Source organism: Pseudoalteromonas sp. MEBiC 03607, from assembly GCF_004792295.1.
Classification (GTDB): Bacteria; Pseudomonadota; Gammaproteobacteria; order Enterobacterales; family Alteromonadaceae; genus Pseudoalteromonas; species Pseudoalteromonas lipolytica_C.
Genome location: NZ_SRRY01000002.1, coordinates 398,198 through 414,323, shown reverse-complemented (window position 1 = coordinate 414,323; position 16,126 = coordinate 398,198). Strand labels below are relative to the sequence as shown.

Annotated in this window: 13 protein-coding genes; 5 read left to right on the top strand and 8 right to left on the bottom strand. The window is 40.2% G+C overall.

The window, feature by feature from the left end; all coding sequences use genetic code 11:
- Positions 1–27: 27 nt before the first annotated feature.
- Positions 28–486, top strand: coding sequence for a GyrI-like domain-containing protein (locus E5N72_RS18840; RefSeq protein ID WP_135926644.1), 459 nt, complete (start codon positions 28–30; stop codon positions 484–486).
- A gap of 70 nt (positions 487–556) precedes the next feature.
- Here the strand turns inward: E5N72_RS18840 and E5N72_RS18835 are convergent, their stop codons facing one another.
- Positions 557–1,219 (bottom strand): NAD(P)H-dependent oxidoreductase, encoded by a 663-nt coding sequence (locus E5N72_RS18835; RefSeq protein ID WP_135926643.1) that lies wholly within the window; start codon positions 1,217–1,219, stop codon positions 557–559.
- Between the two features lie 119 nt (positions 1,220–1,338).
- On the opposite strand from E5N72_RS18835, the gene E5N72_RS18830 reads away from it, so the two are divergent.
- Positions 1,339–2,187 carry a LysR family transcriptional regulator gene (locus E5N72_RS18830; RefSeq protein ID WP_135926642.1) on the top strand — a complete coding sequence of 283 codons (849 nt, stop codon included), beginning with the start codon at positions 1,339–1,341 and terminating at the stop codon, positions 2,185–2,187.
- 70 nt (positions 2,188–2,257) lie between these two features.
- Positions 2,258–3,268 carry a prolyl oligopeptidase family serine peptidase gene (locus tag E5N72_RS18825; protein ID WP_135926641.1) on the top strand — a complete coding sequence of 337 codons (1,011 nt, stop codon included), beginning with the start codon at positions 2,258–2,260 and terminating at the stop codon, positions 3,266–3,268.
- Between the two features lie 218 nt (positions 3,269–3,486).
- Here the strand turns inward: E5N72_RS18825 and E5N72_RS18820 are convergent, their stop codons facing one another.
- The 3 genes from E5N72_RS18820 to tmpT form a co-directional block, all read right to left on the bottom strand.
- Positions 3,487–5,817, bottom strand: coding sequence for a DPP IV N-terminal domain-containing protein (locus E5N72_RS18820; RefSeq protein WP_135926640.1), 2,331 nt, complete (start codon positions 5,815–5,817; stop codon positions 3,487–3,489).
- A gap of 94 nt (positions 5,818–5,911) precedes the next feature.
- Positions 5,912–6,712, bottom strand: coding sequence for a class III extradiol ring-cleavage dioxygenase (locus E5N72_RS18815; RefSeq protein WP_135926639.1), 801 nt, complete (start codon positions 6,710–6,712; stop codon positions 5,912–5,914).
- Between the two features lie 112 nt (positions 6,713–6,824).
- Positions 6,825–7,457 carry a thiopurine S-methyltransferase gene (gene tmpT / locus E5N72_RS18810; RefSeq protein WP_135926638.1) on the bottom strand — a complete coding sequence of 211 codons (633 nt, stop codon included), beginning with the start codon at positions 7,455–7,457 and terminating at the stop codon, positions 6,825–6,827.
- A 97-nt stretch (positions 7,458–7,554) separates the two neighbouring features.
- Here tmpT and E5N72_RS18805 point away from each other — a divergent pair, with 97 nt between their 5' ends.
- Positions 7,555–8,436: a LysR family transcriptional regulator gene (locus tag E5N72_RS18805; RefSeq protein ID WP_135926637.1), complete on the top strand. Its 882-nt coding sequence runs from the start codon at positions 7,555–7,557 to the stop codon at positions 8,434–8,436.
- Here the strand turns inward: E5N72_RS18805 and E5N72_RS18800 are convergent.
- A complete protein-coding gene (locus tag E5N72_RS18800) occupies positions 8,431–9,006 on the bottom strand; it encodes a DJ-1/PfpI family protein (protein WP_135926636.1) in 576 nt (191 codons plus the stop codon). The two genes, E5N72_RS18805 and E5N72_RS18800, sit on opposite strands and share 6 nt — an antisense overlap.
- Positions 9,007–9,132: 126 nt before the next feature.
- Here E5N72_RS18800 and E5N72_RS18795 point away from each other — a divergent pair, with 126 nt between their 5' ends.
- Positions 9,133–9,837, top strand: a complete 705-nt coding sequence (locus tag E5N72_RS18795) for a hypothetical protein (protein WP_135926635.1) — start codon at positions 9,133–9,135, stop codon at positions 9,835–9,837.
- Between the two features lie 71 nt (positions 9,838–9,908).
- Here E5N72_RS18795 and rmuC read toward each other — a convergent pair whose 3' ends face one another.
- The 3 genes from rmuC to E5N72_RS18780 form a co-directional block, all read right to left on the bottom strand.
- Positions 9,909–11,375: a DNA recombination protein RmuC gene (rmuC, locus tag E5N72_RS18790; RefSeq protein WP_135926634.1), complete on the bottom strand. Its 1,467-nt coding sequence runs from the start codon at positions 11,373–11,375 to the stop codon at positions 9,909–9,911.
- Between the two features lie 228 nt (positions 11,376–11,603).
- Entirely contained in the window at positions 11,604–14,747 is a 3,144-nt protein-coding gene (locus E5N72_RS18785; protein WP_135926633.1) for a DEAD/DEAH box helicase, read from the bottom strand.
- A gap of 415 nt (positions 14,748–15,162) precedes the next feature.
- A complete protein-coding gene (locus tag E5N72_RS18780) occupies positions 15,163–16,125 on the bottom strand; it encodes a transcriptional regulator (RefSeq protein WP_135926632.1) in 963 nt (320 codons plus the stop codon).
- Position 16,126: the final 1 nt, after the last annotated feature.

Genomic DNA, 16,126 nt, shown 5'->3' with positions numbered 1-16,126 from the left:
GGGAACAAATAAGCAAGGATAAATGCAATGGATCAGCAAGTAACACACATCAATATCGACAACCCAACGACCTTATTTGGCCTCAAAGTTCGCACTAGCAATATAAACGAATTGAGTGGCGAAGGTGCCAAAATTGCAGGCTTATGGCAGCAGTTTTACACAGACATAGCGCCCAAATTAGCGCCATCTAGCCAAGTTTATGGCGTGTACACTCATTATGAATCAGATGTCACAGGGGAGTTTGATGTATTTGCCTGTACTGACCTGCAAGTCACTTTGCCAGAGATAGAACAAACTACACTCGCCACAGGTAACTACCTTCGCTTTAGCGGCAAAGGTGCAATGCCACAAACCGTTATCGATGTCTGGGGTCAAGTTTGGCAGTACTTTAGTAATGAACAGTGCCCGCATATTCGAGCATATAAAACTGACTTTGAGTTTTATAAAAGCAGTGAAGAAGTTGAAGTATTCATTTCGGTTGAATAACACTAAACCCTATTTTTAGTGTAAAGCCCCATTACAAAATAAAGCCGCTTATTGCGGCTTTGTTGTTTGCTTAATTGGCGTATCTCAGCGCTAATTGTTCTGCTTTAGCATAAGCATTAGTCAAAGAGCGTTGGTGTCTTTGGTCGTTAAATTCTTGATACTCACAGGCTATTTCATCAATATGCTGAACACCTAAATACTTACTCAAGGTTTTAATGTGCGGTACTAAATGGCTCATACTCTCGCGTATTCCACCGGCCTCAAAGCCAAACTCACCCGTTGAGCTTATAACCAGCAAACGTTTACCAGTTAACAAGGGTTGCAAAGGGAAATCCCCCCGCTGCAAGTCAAAATCAAACGTTTTATTGATCCTAACGATTTGATCAAACCATGCTTTTAATTGCGCAGGCATGCCATAGTTATACATAGGCGTTGATATCACTATGGTGTCAGCCTTAACTAATTCGTTTATCAATTCATCAGATTCGGCCAGTACTTCTTTTTGCTCTAGCGTTAACTTGTTGACTGGCGTAAACACAGCAGCAATCCAAGATTGGTTAATAAATGAAGGTGGATTAATCCCAACATCACGGTAAATATACTCAGCTATAGCATTGTTTTGCTGTAAATGATTTACAAATTGCTTAGCAATATTTTTAGAGATTGAGTCGTGGTTAGGGTTTGCATTTTTAGCTGAACGCACACTAGCATCAATGTGTAGCAGAGTAGTCATAGTAAATACCTCATTAGTTAATGTGTTGGTATCATCATTAAATGAGGGCCATTTAACAAACGAGTTATAATTCACTATAAGTAAGTTATACTCATCTATAAATTTAGACGGGTTCAACTATGCATATATCATTACAAGCTTTAAAAGCCTTTGAGTCAGCTGCACGATTAGGTAGCTTTAAAGCAGCCGCCGCTGAACTTGCGATTACGCCTACAGCGGTATCGCACCACATTGCTAATCTAGAAAGTCGCTTGAATACTGATTTATTTCATCGCGAAGTGAGAAAGATTACCTTAACTGCATCAGGCGAGTACCTAAGCCAAAACACAACTAGCGGCTTTAAGCTTATTTTTGCGGCAATTGAACAATTGAGCCAAGCACATAACCAAGTACGCATCACCACAACATCATCTCTAGCAGCCCTAAGATTAATACCCGCTTTAGAAGAGCTAAATAACGAAAAACCGCATTTACAGCTTGATATATCAACCAGTGAAACTTTAGATAAGCAACTGCATACCTTGCCTGTTAGGCTAGGAAATAGTGAGGAAGTAAACAAAGCAGATATCATCAAATATGAGCGCTTTGATATGTTTGCGGCAAACGCGCAACAAAGCGCCCCTTGGCTTGATAAGCAGGTTACTTTATACACCAGCCAATGGAAAAATAATGCCCTACCAGCCCCACCATTAATGCAGTGGCTCAAAGTAAATAACCTAAGTGATTCATGTTTCAAGGTAAAAACATTCGATCAAGAACTGTTTGGTATAAATCAGGTGCTCGCCAATAAAGGCGTGGTTTTTTGCTCAAAAACCTTAGTGCAACCTTACCTAAATGCAGGGTTACTAACATCGTTTAATAGCCAAGATGTTGAATCAAAACTGTGTTACTACATTCCCGAAAAATCTCGCTTCGAAACAGCAACGCATAACGTTGTGATTGAATGGCTTGAGCGCTTACTGAATTAATGATGTACAAATAACCATCATTTAAGTTACTGTGGTTTTGTAACTTTTAGTCACCAATAAGGATGTTGTTGTGTATAAATTACTCTTATCTACCTGCTTATCTCTCGCTGTTTTTTCTACTAGCGCAGCAAAAATTATCGATGATGAACGCGTCACAAAAGAAACAGACTGCTTTACAGGCACCTTCGCTGACTATGAATCGTGGCACCAATTTATAGCGCAAAAGAATAAACGCAAAGCTAAAAACGAAGAAGCATACTTAAAGCGCATAAAAGCCTTTGAAGAAATCTTTCCACAAAGTATGTTCGATAACTTTAAAACGAATTTAACCTGCCATATTTTTAAATATCAGGTCGATAATGTTGAGGTGCTTGGATATATCATCAAACCTAAAGTCACCAAGAATAAGCTCCCAGTATTAATTTATAACCGCGGCGGTAACGGTAATTTTGGCAATGTTTATTTTGCTGCAATGATGCGCAATTTATTTCCTTTAGCAGAGCAAGGCTTTGTGGTTATCGGCAGCCAATACCGCGGTACATTAACTAAAAATGATGATTTAGATGAGTTTGGTGGCAAAGATGTTAATGACGTACTTGCGCTTATTGATTTTATTCCGCACATAGCAAGTGCAGATGAAAACCGCATTGGCATGTTAGGAGTAAGTAGAGGCGGCATGCAAACCCACCTTGCGATGCAACACACAAACAAGGTTAAAGCCATTGCAACCATTGCGGGGCCGACCGATTTAGTCAAAGAGCTTACGTTTAGACCTAACATGGAAAAAAACGTATATGTGCGTCGTATCCCCAATTATAAAGAGAACAAACAAGCAGAGCTTGAAGCACGCTCTGTTATGAACTGGGTTGATAAGCTATCGCCTAAAGTGCCCATATTACTTATTCATGGCAGTGACGATAAACGAGTATCGGTCGATAACTCAATTCAATTTGCCAAAGCGCTAGAAGCGCATCATATACCCCATAAACTCGTGGTGTATGACGGTGACAACCACTTTTTAATGGACCATAAAGAACAACTAGAAACAGAGCTAGTTGATTGGTTTAACAGCTATTTGTAACTTTGTTTTGAAACTAAAAAGGGCCAAACAAGGCCCTTTTCATTACACACTTCGCTCGATAATCCAATAGCTCGCAGCCGCCATTGCCAGCACTGATAATTTGCTTCAAACATTTGATAGCTTTCATCTAATCGCTTTCTTTGTGTAACGGGGGTTTACAGTTTGCATAAAAAAACCGCAGCTTAACGTCTAAGCTGCGGTTTTTAACTAAAGCATATTTACTTATTGAGTAGATGCTTTTCGAAGAAGTTAGCCATCATAGTGTGATAGTGCAGGGTAGTGCCATCACCTTCACGTAGACTGTGAGAACGGTTCGGGTAAGAGAAAAACTCGAACTGTTTATTGTGCTTAACTAATTCGTTAATTAAACGCTCTGAACCTTGGTAGTGAACGTTATCATCTCCTGTACCATGGATCAGTAGCAACTTACCTTGCAGGTCTTTTGCAAAGGTGATCGGAGACGTGTTGTCGTAACTTTCTGGATCGGTATTTGGGTTACCCGCATAGCGCTCTTGGTAGATAGTATCGTACAAGCGAATATCTGGCACTGGGGCAGAGGCAATACCCACTTTATATTTATCACCATGGCGGAATAACAAATTAAGCGTTGAACTACCGCCACCTGAGTGACCCCATACACCAACACGGTCGGTATCAATGACATCCCAACGTTTTGCCATTGCATCAAGGGCGTCAACTTGGTCACGCACGGTAATAGAGCCTATTTTTTTGTAGATAGACTTACGCCAATCTCTGCCTTTTGGTGCGCGCGTGCCGCGGTTATCAACTGAGGCAACAATAAAGCCTTGCTGAGTTAAATACGACTTGTATAAGTAACTGTCGCCTTCCCAGCGGTCTTGAACTGTTGAGCCCCATGGCTCACCGTAAACATAAAAGACGATTGGGTATTTTTTGCTTTTATCCATATTCGCTGGGAACATGATGTAGCCATCAAGCTCAACACCATCACGGGCATTAACTTTAAAGAACTCGTGAGTCGGTAATTGTTCAGTCGCTAATTTCTCTTTTAATGCTTTGTTCTCAACTAAGGTTTTCACATTACTGTGATCGCTTACTTTGATGATCTCTTTCATTGGTGGCGTGCCAAATTTAGAGAAGGTATGCATCGCCCAAGAGGTGTCTTTAGACATGTAATAGCTGTTTGAACCATCAAATGACTCAGGCGTTACGCGCACCGGTTTAGAGCTGCCATCAAGCGAGGTACGGAATAAATAACGCTGGCCAGGATCATCCGGTGATGCAGTAAAGTACATAACGTTTTTATCTTCGTTGAGCGCTAGCATATCAATGATGTCGTACTCGCCCGGTGTTAAATCAACAACCGTTTTACCATCGCGAGATACACGGTATAGATGACGCCAACCATCACGCTCACTGTGCCAAATAAAGAACTTACCGTCTTTTGACCAGTTTGCTTTATAAAACCACTCAATAAAAGCATCGTCTTTATCTTCAAGAATTTTAGTCAGCTGCTGTTTTTGCCAGTCGAATAACCAAACCTTGTTGTGGCTTTGCGGACGGTTAAGATCTTGGATCATCAAAGATTCACCAGTGCCTGCCCAGCTAATACGTGGAATATAACGATCGCGATTATCGCCACCTAGTTCAGCCCAGCGAGTTTTCTTGTCGCTAAGACTGACCACACCCACTTTAACCGCAGAGTTCATCTCGCCGGCTTTTGGATACGGAAATTCTTTAAGGGTAGGGTAGAGATCATCGGTGTTATTGATCATGGTGAAGTATTTAACGCCACTGGTATCAAGCTGCCAATAGGCAATTGATTTGTTGTCTGGACTCCAGCGGAAACCATCACGAATGGTAAATTCTTCTTCGTATACCCAGTCAAAATTACCATTAACAATGGTGTCGTTACCATCAGTGGTTAAAGCAGTCACAGCCTTGCTACCCACTTTTTCCATGTAGATATTGTTATCACGCACGTAAGCTACTTTTGAGCTATCTGGTGAGAACTTAGCAAACATCAGCTTTTTCGCTTCGATGTTTTCGCCACCTAACTGATATAGCGAATCAGTTTCGAGGTTTAAAAGCCAAAAATCACCACGGCTACGTGAGCGCCACACTTGCTCGCCATTGGTAAAAACCATCAGCCATTTACCATCTTTAGACCATTGGTAGCTTTCAACGGTGAGTGGCTCTTTATCACCTTTGGGAATTAATTTTTCGTAGCTAACAAGTACCTTACGACCCGTGCCATCGGCGTTATAAAACACAATATCATTGCCTTTTACGCCGTGCTCATCGTCTTTAGCTTTGTCGTCTTGGTTGTTTTTATCGCTTTCGCGCTCTTCAAGTACCGTATAACCAGTACCATCATCGAGCCACGTAAAATAGGTGCTACGCTCAGCTTTAAAGTCTTTTTCTTTATAAATTTGTTCAAGCGAGAGCGGATTAGCCGTTGCGTTCACTGTTGCTGATGGCGTGCTCGCTTGCTCAGTACTTGAGCATGCTTGCAAACCTAAACCCGCAACCACAGCAAACGCAAGGGTTGATGTTTTTATTAAGTTCATTTTGTTGTTCCTAGGTTTTAATTTACCTAGCGTACCAAAATAAACTTATAAAATCTGAGCTTTTATCGTGTTATCAGGGGGGTTGAACTTAAACTCAATCGTCCCACAAGAACATACTGGCTTGCTTGTTGGCAATACGTAGTTCGTAGATATCACTACAAGGGCGCATCGCCGCACCATAGCAAACATGTAACGGCAATAAGTGCTCTTCACGAGGGTGACTAAAACGCGCCGCAGGGGCCATTTGCCACTCTAATAACTTAGCTTGTCGCTGCTGCTCACTCAGCTCAGTATTGCCACATACATCGACTAACCATTGCTCAAAAGCGATATTTTGCGCTTTAATTTCAGCTGTTTCAGGCGTAAAAAATGCGCGCATATTATGAAAAGTAAAGCCAGAACCAATGATCAATAAATTATCGTAATCAAGCTGTTGTAAAGCCTCACCTATCGCTAGGTGTAAGCTTGGCTCAAGGCTTGGATGTAACGACAATTGCACACAAGGTATATCTGCTTCTGGATACATAATCTTCAAAGGCACATACATACCGTGATCAAAGCCACGAGATGGGTTTAAAGTGCTATCAATATTAGCCTTTGCCAATGCTTGATGTACTTTTTCGGCAAGGGCTGGTTCGCCAGGGCTTGGGTACTCAATACTGTAAGCAGGCTCAGGAAAACCATAGTAATCATAAATTAGCTCTGGAGCAGCGCTCGAAGTGATGCTAATAGGGTTTGCTTCCCAATGCGCACTCAACATCAAAATAGCTGACGGCTTTTGAATTTTTGCAGCAATAGACTGCAAACAAGTAACCATATCAGCATGACTTGGATCGCCAAGTAAAGGCATAGGACCGCCGCCATGAGAAACAAAGAAAACGCGTGGCTTTTGCATAAATGTGCTCCTTAAATACGCTTATCACTATAGTGCACGCACAGAGATACAATAACCAGCCACAAAAACGCACAATTAGGGTGTGAATTTACACATCATTAGTTTGTAAGCACTAACTTAGACTCCAAGCTACGTTCATGGCAGGGACTTGCCCTCTTAAGCCACCTTCGAGAGGCTCTTTACACAGTAATGTTAGTTGATAAAAAGCATCGTAGTGCTGATGTAGCTCATCGGCTACCACACTAAACGGCGGGCCCGAAAACTCACTTTGCTGATACTCAAATACCACCACTAACTGCTTTGCCCTATTGGTCAACTCTAGTAAATGTTGGGTATATCGAATACGCATCGGCTTTGGCAGCGCAACTAAAGCGGCACGGTCATAAACCGCGTTGATAGTGCCAAGTTCATTCGCGGTAAGCGCAAAAATATCACCTACCCAAACGGTTAGATTTGCACCTTGGTAACGTAATAGTTCGCCATGTTGGCTAATTTCGGGTTCAAGCTTTAACTCATCAAATAACTGCTTAATGGCAATTTCACTAAGCTCAGCCCCTACAACACGCATACCTTGCGCTAGCAAATAATGAATGTCGTGAGTTTTTCCGCACAGTGGCACAAAAACAGTATCGCCTTGCTGTAAATTTAAGTTAGTAAAATACTGATCTAGATAACGATTAACGTCTCCCTCGTGAAAACCTATTTCGTTATTTTCCCAACGTTGATGCCAATGCGTTGCGTCCATTAGTTGCTCCTAAAATGTTTCAATAAAAACATGATAACTAATTACAAAAGTGATAAAAATAGCAAGATAAACAAACTATGATTGCATAAATGAGAACATGATTGACGATATCGCTCTATTCATACAGATTGTTAAACAAGGTGGCCTGAGTAGCGCAGCTGAAAGTTTGTCGCTACCTACCGCGACAGTATCAAGACGCTTACAACGACTTGAGCAACGCCTAGGGGAGCAGCTATTAAACCGCTCAGCAAGGCAATGCACGTTAACGCAAGCAGGGGAGGTGTATTTTCAAAGTTATGTTGAATTAATTGAGCAATTTGAACAAACCCATCGCCAGCTTAATGAGCAAAAAGCACAATTGTCAGGAAAGCTTAAAGTTTTAGCACCTCTGAATATTAGTCATGGTTTCTTAAAACCAATGTGGCTCGCATTTACTAAACAGTACCCCGATATTCAACTTGAGCTGCTACTTAATAATCAACTTGAGGATCTGAGTAAAAGCCAAGCTGATATAGCGATAAGAGTAGGGCCACAGGCCGATTCTATGCTTCATCAAAAAAAGTTAGGCAGTGTTGATACTTTATTTGTAAGCACTAAAGCATACCTTGATTCGGCACCTGCCTTAGAAGAGCCAGCTGATTTAAAACAGCATAGGTTAATTGGCACCACACTAAGAAGTAAATGGCAGTTGACCAATACACAAACGAATGCAACTTATAACCATATGTGCCGATTTGCGAGCACTTTTAACGACACTGGATTTGTAAAATACTTAGTTTGTGATGAGCAAGGTATCGCTTTGTTACCTCGGTTTGAGGTAATAGATGAATTAAAATCTCAGCAACTAGTTCAAGTATTGCCACACTGGCGAGGCGAAAACCGCGATATTTATGCGATTTGGCCAAGCGCACGTTTACTGAGTAAAAAGGCTGCCTGTTTAAAACAGTTTATAACCGACTACATTGCTGAAAAATTATAAATTCTGCCATTGATACTCCATCTGTTTAGCAGTCAACAAGGCGTGTTCGTAGCTAATAAACTCAGCGACTAAAGCCAAGCTCATATCAATGCCAGCAGAAATACCACCTGAGCTGGTAAACTTACCATCAGTGACCCAACGAGTATCTGCAATCACGTTTAGATCAGAAAACATAGCAGCCAGCTCAGGTTGATCTTGCCAATGTGTCGTGACATTTTTACCACTTAAAAGCCCCGTTTTAGCAAGCAAAAACGCCCCTGTACAAACACTCGCAACACGCTTGGTGTTAGTGGCTGTGTTTTTTAACCAAGCAAGAACCTCTGCTTTTTCTAGCTCTCGTGTATGATCACCTCCAACCACAACAAGTAGATCAAGCAAAGGGCAGTCAGCAAAGCTGTAATGGGGGTTTACACTATAACCACCGCGGGCAAGTACAGGCCTATCATTTTCAGCAATTAAACTCACTTGCCAGTCATTATCCGCTAGACGCCTGGCAGTACTAAACACCTCAAATGGGCCTGAGAAATCGAGTACTTCAGCATCATCATAAATGTAAATTCCAATATTCATACAATTGTTCCTAATAACTGGATTTATTTCTCAAGCAAAAAATCGTACTATGCGATTTTCGCAGTCCGTTAATAACATATTATTAAACTGAGCGCGGTATAGAAACAAAACTTTAAGGCATTGTTAATGCGTTTATTATTATTACTGACAGTATTGCTTGTTGGCTGTAAAACAACAGAGCATGCAGTGAATGAAATCAGTGAGATATCGCCGGGCACAATTTACTACAAAGGCGAAACTTCCAAAAAAAGTGTCGAAGAGTTTGAAAAACTATTAGTTAGTAGCCGTAACCAAATAGATACCTTAGTGATCAATAGTGAAGGCGGCGACGTTATGGCCGGCCTACATTTAGGTGGCTTAGTGCATGAGTATCAACTCAATGTTGTGGTACGCGAGCTTTGTGCATCGTCTTGCGCTAATTATGTACTTACCGCTAGTCCACATGTGCTTGTTGAAGAGCAAGCCGTTATAGGCTGGCATGGCGGCTCATTACAGCCACTATACGTGCCTATGGAACAGCCTCCTGAAGTTGCTAGCTATATTGCAAAATGGCAAACCGCAGAGCGACAATTTTTCGATATCATCAATGTTGAACAAGCCGTTACTATCATAGGGATGATGCCAGGTATTACCGAGAAACGTGATTCAGCTATGTATAGTTACGATGCCCAAACTCTAAAACGTTTAGGGTTACATATAGAGTTTGCAGGTGCGCAAACGGGGATGTCAGCAAGTGGCGAAAAAGTAGCGCAAGTATTCGAACTTGAGGAGTCTGTTCTTAACCACTTTTTAATGCTCAACGATATTGTTTCAGCAGAACTAATTAACTAATACCAATCCGCTTAATTAAGCGAATTGGGATACAAAAAAGCCAACATCATGTTGGCTTTTTTGTATCCTATTTAATCTAACTCTAATTGGGCTTTTTCAACACTTTCCGCGGGTAATTCTTTTTGAACAGAAACCCCTAATTCTTTGAACTCAGAGGCTTGCTTAATTAAGTTTCCTTTACCACGGTACAGCTGAGAAAACGCTTTATCGTAGCTTTCTTTGGCGCGGTCTAATTGCTTACCAACCCCTTCCATACTGGTTAGAAAACCATTGAGCTTGTTGTAAAAACGCTCTGCTCGGGCGGCTAGCTCTTTTGAGTATTTAGTTTGCTCTTCAAAACGCCACAGTTGTTTTACGATGTTCAAACTGGTTAATAACGTTGTTGGTGTTGCAACTAAGATATTTTTTTCGATAGCCTGCTGATATATATCACTTTGGTATTTAAGTGCTTCAACAAAAGCCGACTCTATCGGTACAAACATGATCACCACTTCAGGTGAGTTAATACCGGGTAGCCTATCGTAGGCTTTGCTTGCTAACTCGTTAATACGTGATTGCACCGCCGCTACATGCTCTTTAATCGCTTGCTGTGCTTCAAGCTCGGTATCGGCGTTTACATAGCGTGTATACGCGTTTAAAGAGGTTTTAGCATCAATAACTAAATGGCGTTGCTGGGGTAAATACACCACAACATCTGGGCGTAGACGACCATCTTCAGTGTTAAACGACACTTCACGTTGATAGTCTACCCCAGCACGCAGTCCGGCGCTGTCGAGTACATTTTCAAGCATTAACTCTCCCCAATTACCTTGGGTTTTCTTTTGTCCTTGTAGTGCTGTACTCAGCCTATCTGCTTGCTCAGTAATAGCTTGGCTTTTAGCCTGTAAATGCAATAACTCTGTTTTTAGCGCAGCACGTTGTTTAAGATCTTCAACGTGGATCAATTCCATCTTATCGCGAAAGCCTTTTAGCTCACCTTGAACCGGTTTTAATAGTTGTTCGATGCTTTCTTGGTTTAGAGTTTTAAAACGCTGAGACTTCTCTTCAAGGATTTGGTTAGCGAGGTTTTCAAACTCTTTTTTGAGTTGCTCTTTGCTCTCTTTGATATGACTAAGCTGCTCTTTAAAGTGCAGCTCTTTTTGCTCTATCGTGCTGCGTAAGGTACTTAATTCAACATCTCGCTGATTAAGAGCCGCTTTAGTCTCAGTGAGTTCGGCTTCAACTCTACGCCAAAATTGGTTGTATTGTTGCGCTTGTTTTTCTTGTTCTACAAAACGGGTTTTAAAATGTTGCGATTCATCACGCTGTTCAGCGTAATCTTGCTGTAACTGTGAAAGCGAAAGTTGGCTTTCTTGCAGTTGCAGCTGCTTTTGCTCTAGATTGCTTTGCTGAATTTGATAGCTATTTTGCAGCTCGGTTAACTGATTTTTTAAGCGACTTTTTTGCAAGGCAAAAATAACACCACTTGCAACTGCACCTACAGCACCACCAAGTACCACACTTTGCCAATTAATCTGTGCAATTAGCTCTGTAATCATAACGAAAACTCAATAACTTGAAGACACATCATCATAACGAATTAGTACTCGGCAGAGTAGGGGAGCAAGCATAAAAAAAGCCAGCTCAAGGTGAGCTGGCTCTAACATTACTAAAATTTAGTAACCAAATGGGAAATCAACATAATGCTTATGTAAACTGCAATTTAACAACAAGCATAATAATAGACGCCCTAAAATTTGATTAGTTCAAAAAAACTTTCAAAAAATTTAATTTTTTATCAGAGCAAGCATTTGATCTTCATCAAACTGAGTGAAACTCATTGATTTTTCAGTGAATAATGCATCAACAAGTGCTTGCTTATGCTGCTGCATTTTAAATACTTTTTGTTCAATTGAGTTGGCCATAATTAATTTATAAACAAACACAGGGTTAGTTTGGCCAATTCGATAGGCTCTATCTGTTGCTTGTTTTTCTACGGCAGGGTTCCACCAAGGATCAAAGTGAATCACTGTATCGGCCTGAGTTAAGTTCAAACCGGTTCCTCCGGCCTTTAAACTAATTAAGAATACAGAGGTATCTCCCTGAGTAAACTCAGCAATTACTTTATCGCGATGGCGCGTTTGACCTGTGAGCATACTAAAACTGATACCCAATTCATTTAATCGTTCAGCAATGACATCAAGCGCCATGGTAAATTGACTAAATATAATCACCTTACGACCTTCACTGAGCATAATTGGTAAATGCTTAGACAACCAATCAAGCTTGGCGCTGCCAGCTTGAGAGCTTGGATCAATCAGTTTTGGATGACAACAAATCTGGCGTAACTTTAATAACGCATCTAAAAACGCAAGTTTACTCTTTTGCACACCTTGCTGAGCAAATAAATCGACAAGCTTTTGCTCAAGAGATTCTGTAATTCCTGTATAGAGTTCTTTTTGTTTTGCCTCAAACTCAAACTCTTTAATTAGCTCAGTTTTTTCTGGTAGCTCTTGAGTAACCTGTGCTTTAGTGCGGCGTAAGATGAATGGCATGATCAAAGACTTCAATTCATCAGCACGCTGTACATCGTTATCACGCTCAATCGGCGTCTGGAAATAATCTTTGTAATGAGCTTGTGAGCCAAGTAAAGAAGGCATAGCAAAATCAAGTAACGACTTAAGCTCAAAGAGGTTGTTTTCGATAGGTGTGCCACTTAAACATAACTTAAAGTCAGCATTAAGTCGTTTAACTAAGCGCGAAACCTGCGCAGCATCATTTTTAATGTATTGCGCTTCATCAAGAATAATATTTTCAAAATACAGCGGTGAATAAAAAGCGATATCACGTTTAAGTAAAGGGTAGGTCGTTAAAATACAATCAGCCTGTGATAACTGCTGCAATTGCTCGCTGCGAGCAGCACCAAACACGGTAGTAATTTTAAGGTGGCTGGCAAACTTATTAATTTCACTTTGCCAGTTTCCAACCAAACTGGTAGGGCAAATAATTAAAGTTGGCCCTGCCTGAGGTAATTGCTTTGCGTTTGCCAAAAAGGCAATAACTTGAAGGGTTTTCCCTAGCCCCATGTCATCAGCTAAAATCCCACCTAGTTGGTGTCGTTTTAAAAAGTTGAGCCAATCAACACCGTGTTGCTGATATTCTCTTAACTGCACTCCCTTGTTTAATCCTTGAATATCGGACTTTTTAATTAACTGTTGCGAATGACTTAATTCCGCTAAATAGGCATCAAGCGTATCATCAACAATATTCACTTTAATGGCTGTCTGCTCTATTAATTGTGGTAAAAATGACAGCGGCATTAAAATTTCATCACGTGTTTTTATGTGTTCAAAACGTTCACGGTATTCATTTAGTTGCGCTATGGCAGCTTTATTAATAACAGCGAAACGCTTGCCTACATTAAAATAGAAGAACTGCTCACTTTGCCTGTTAAGCGATTGAAAGTTTTTATCATCAGTAGTGAAAAGCTGCTGCGTCTTAACACCAGAGATCACTATTTTACTAACTATTTGGTGACCTTTGCCGCGCTGTACTTGAAGTGAAAGTTGCTTTAAAGCTTTACCTACATTTAGATCGTCGTTAATTTTCCAACAGCGTTTTGACAAGTTTGGAATAATTTCAAACTTTAACCAGTGCTCATGTATAACTGATTGTTTATTAAATATAAAATCAGTTTGTAAAGCCCCTTTACAAAGCTCAAAACCAAGGTTGATTAATTCATTTACAACGGTATTCTCGAATGATTGATTAATAATCTCTGCAGGAGCTTGGCTTAAATCATACAAAGAACGTTGGTAATTAAACTTAAGTGATAACCGAATAGTTCCTTCATCATTATTTAAGCTAATGACAGGAAAAACACTACGCGCATTACAAATTTTATTCTCTTTGTACGCATGAGGGATTACCCCTTCACCAAAATTATCACTGAGCTGCTGATAGACTCGATCAAAGTTTTCACTATGTATTGCAGGCATATTTGCTAGTAAGGCAATTTCATCAGCAGTTAAAGGTGTTCTGATGCGACCGACTTTTAGCTTATCAGGGTCAAGGTAAGTAGGCGGTGTTGTTTTTAATAATAACCAATTATCTTGACCTGCGAGTGTCATACTCAATGAGGTTAGATCTTTATTTTGTTTCCAATCAAACTCTAGAGCTTGCATGGTATCTGCTTTAATAGCTTGGCGAGAACGACCTAAAAATAAACGCTGTGTGGCAATAAGTTGTTGCAGGGCCGCAAACCCCCATTGACCTTTAAGCTCTAACTTACCAAGGGCATTTTGCGAGCGGATCCAACTATAAAGTCGAAAGTCAGACTCTAGTAAATCTGTTGGTGTAACAAAGCTATTTAATTGTTGTTCAGTAAGGTTGCGGCCAAGGGTATAGTTATGATCGGGATCGAAATTAGCTATTTTAGGCGTTAATGTTACAACCGATTTTTCAACATCTAAAACAAAAAGTAGAACTTGTTTGGCTGTATCATTCGATGCTTGCTTTAATGTTTTAAGCTCACTAAACCAATCATTAATAATATAATCTTCGCCATAATTGCCTGAATGTTCAATTTTTAACTTAAGTAAAACTGCAGCGATGTGGCGGCATTTTGTTTTTGAACCACATGTACAGTGTGAATCAACCGAAAAACCAGTTGGTAATTTACTGATCTCAATATGCTGGGTAAATGTATTCCCTTCATTACCAAACATAGATGCATCTATAACACTAAAATCACTATTGTGTTCTAACCAGTTGATTTGACCGTTCTGATGATACTCTTTAGCTTTACTTAACACATGCGGCTTAAATAGCTGTTTGATGAATCGTTCAGAAAGAGGAAACTGGGTTTCTTGCTCTTGTTTGATTTCCTCAAAGATAGCTAATAAGTCATTTTTGGATAAGTTAGCAGACATAAAGTTTTTGGCAGTAAAAACAAAAAATAATTCTGCCAGTATATGATCTATCGGCGATGAGCTAAAGCACTAATAAGCCATTTTGGACTGGTTGGAGCTGATAAGTTGGTAAAAAAGTGTTTTATAAAACAGCAAATCGACTTAAAACATAAAAAGCTGATTTAACAAACAGCAATCGCACAAGTTATGAACAACTTATAAACAACGAAGGGGCTTTACAGATCACTTTTTTACTAAGATACGTAAGGAAAACCAAAAAAGAGCTGTAAAGGGGTTATAAGTTAGTAAAATAGTGATCTGAGAGGGTAGGATCTTATGATTATTGCCAAATGAGATCATTATTTTACTAACTAAACAGGAGAACAGATCACGCTTTTACTAACATAAAAAGCGTGATAGATCGTTATTTTACTAACTAATTAAAGCTATTTAATAGCTTTGTTAATTGCTCTAAGCGTTTGTCAGTCATAACTTTATTATCTATTTTCACAGATAGATCACCACTTTTAATGTTGCGCTGTACAACAACAAATTCACTATCAAGTATTGCTTCACGGCGACTGGCCGATACTGGCTCTGCCGTTAAACGTTTAGTGATAGCTAAAGCGCGTTTGTCATCACTGCTAATAGCCACAAGCTCAGCATCAGAACTGATTTCGTCAACAAGCTGAGTAAACGCTTGCTCGTCTCGCTCTTTAGCTGCTATGAGCTTTTTAGCGACCTCACGACCTACGTGATTTGCAGTAGGGTAAAGGCTTAAAACCGTTGCTGGAAGATTCTCATAAGCTTTGATTGCATCAGCAATTGCAGTGTGAGATACGCCTTCAATAGCAGCAATTTCACGATAAGAGCCTTTTTTACCTTCAGCAATAAGCTCATCACGGGTCTGTTGATATGCTTGACCAAGCTCCCATAAACTCGGGGCAATGTATTGATCTGAAGAAACGGCAAGAATTTTTGCATCTTGATCTGTAAAGTCTGCAGAGCTTAATACTAAGTAATCAGAATTACTTAAAATACAGGCTTTACGACGACGTGAGCCTGCTAATACAAGCATTTCGTCACCTTTATCCCAACATAGGGCAGGGTGCTGGTTACGACCGTCTTCAGCAATTGCAGGTAGAATATCGGCAACTGACTTTTCGTTTAGAAGTGATTGTACTCGGCGGTTTTTACCATATACCTTTGTTTTAGCTTCAATTTCAGAGCTAGGGATCACTTTACATACCAACGTAATTTGACGGGTAGGATCACTAGGAGCAGGCATACTGATAACATCACCGGCAGATGCTTTTTCAAGCAATGCATCTAAACTGCTACTTTCAATAGAGGTTGAAAAAGGATCTAAGCTGGTATCATTTTTACGTTTTTTAGCCATC

What these genes read in the sequence shown, in the direction of transcription:
- E5N72_RS18820 (WP_135926640.1), bottom strand. Translation starts at nt 5,817, where the DNA reads ATGAACTTAATAAAAACATCAACCCTTGCGTTTGCTGTGGTTGCGGGT.
- E5N72_RS18815 (WP_135926639.1), bottom strand. Translation starts at nt 6,712, where the DNA reads ATGCAAAAGCCACGCGTTTTCTTTGTTTCTCATGGCGGCGGTCCTATG.
- E5N72_RS18785 (WP_135926633.1), bottom strand. Translation starts at nt 14,747, where the DNA reads ATGTCTGCTAACTTATCCAAAAATGACTTATTAGCTATCTTTGAGGAA.
- E5N72_RS18840 (WP_135926644.1), top strand. Translation starts at nt 28, where the DNA reads ATGGATCAGCAAGTAACACACATCAATATCGACAACCCAACGACCTTA.
- E5N72_RS18795 (WP_135926635.1), top strand. Translation starts at nt 9,133, where the DNA reads ATGCGTTTATTATTATTACTGACAGTATTGCTTGTTGGCTGTAAAACA.
- E5N72_RS18830 (WP_135926642.1), top strand. Translation starts at nt 1,339, where the DNA reads ATGCATATATCATTACAAGCTTTAAAAGCCTTTGAGTCAGCTGCACGA.
- rmuC (WP_135926634.1), bottom strand. Translation starts at nt 11,375, where the DNA reads ATGATTACAGAGCTAATTGCACAGATTAATTGGCAAAGTGTGGTACTT.
- E5N72_RS18780 (WP_135926632.1), bottom strand. Translation starts at nt 16,125, where the DNA reads ATGGCTAAAAAACGTAAAAATGATACCAGCTTAGATCCTTTTTCAACC.
- E5N72_RS18800 (WP_135926636.1), bottom strand. Translation starts at nt 9,006, where the DNA reads ATGAATATTGGAATTTACATTTATGATGATGCTGAAGTACTCGATTTC.
- E5N72_RS18805 (WP_135926637.1), top strand. Translation starts at nt 7,555, where the DNA reads ATGATTGACGATATCGCTCTATTCATACAGATTGTTAAACAAGGTGGC.
- tmpT (WP_135926638.1), bottom strand. Translation starts at nt 7,457, where the DNA reads ATGGACGCAACGCATTGGCATCAACGTTGGGAAAATAACGAAATAGGT.
- E5N72_RS18835 (WP_135926643.1), bottom strand. Translation starts at nt 1,219, where the DNA reads ATGACTACTCTGCTACACATTGATGCTAGTGTGCGTTCAGCTAAAAAT.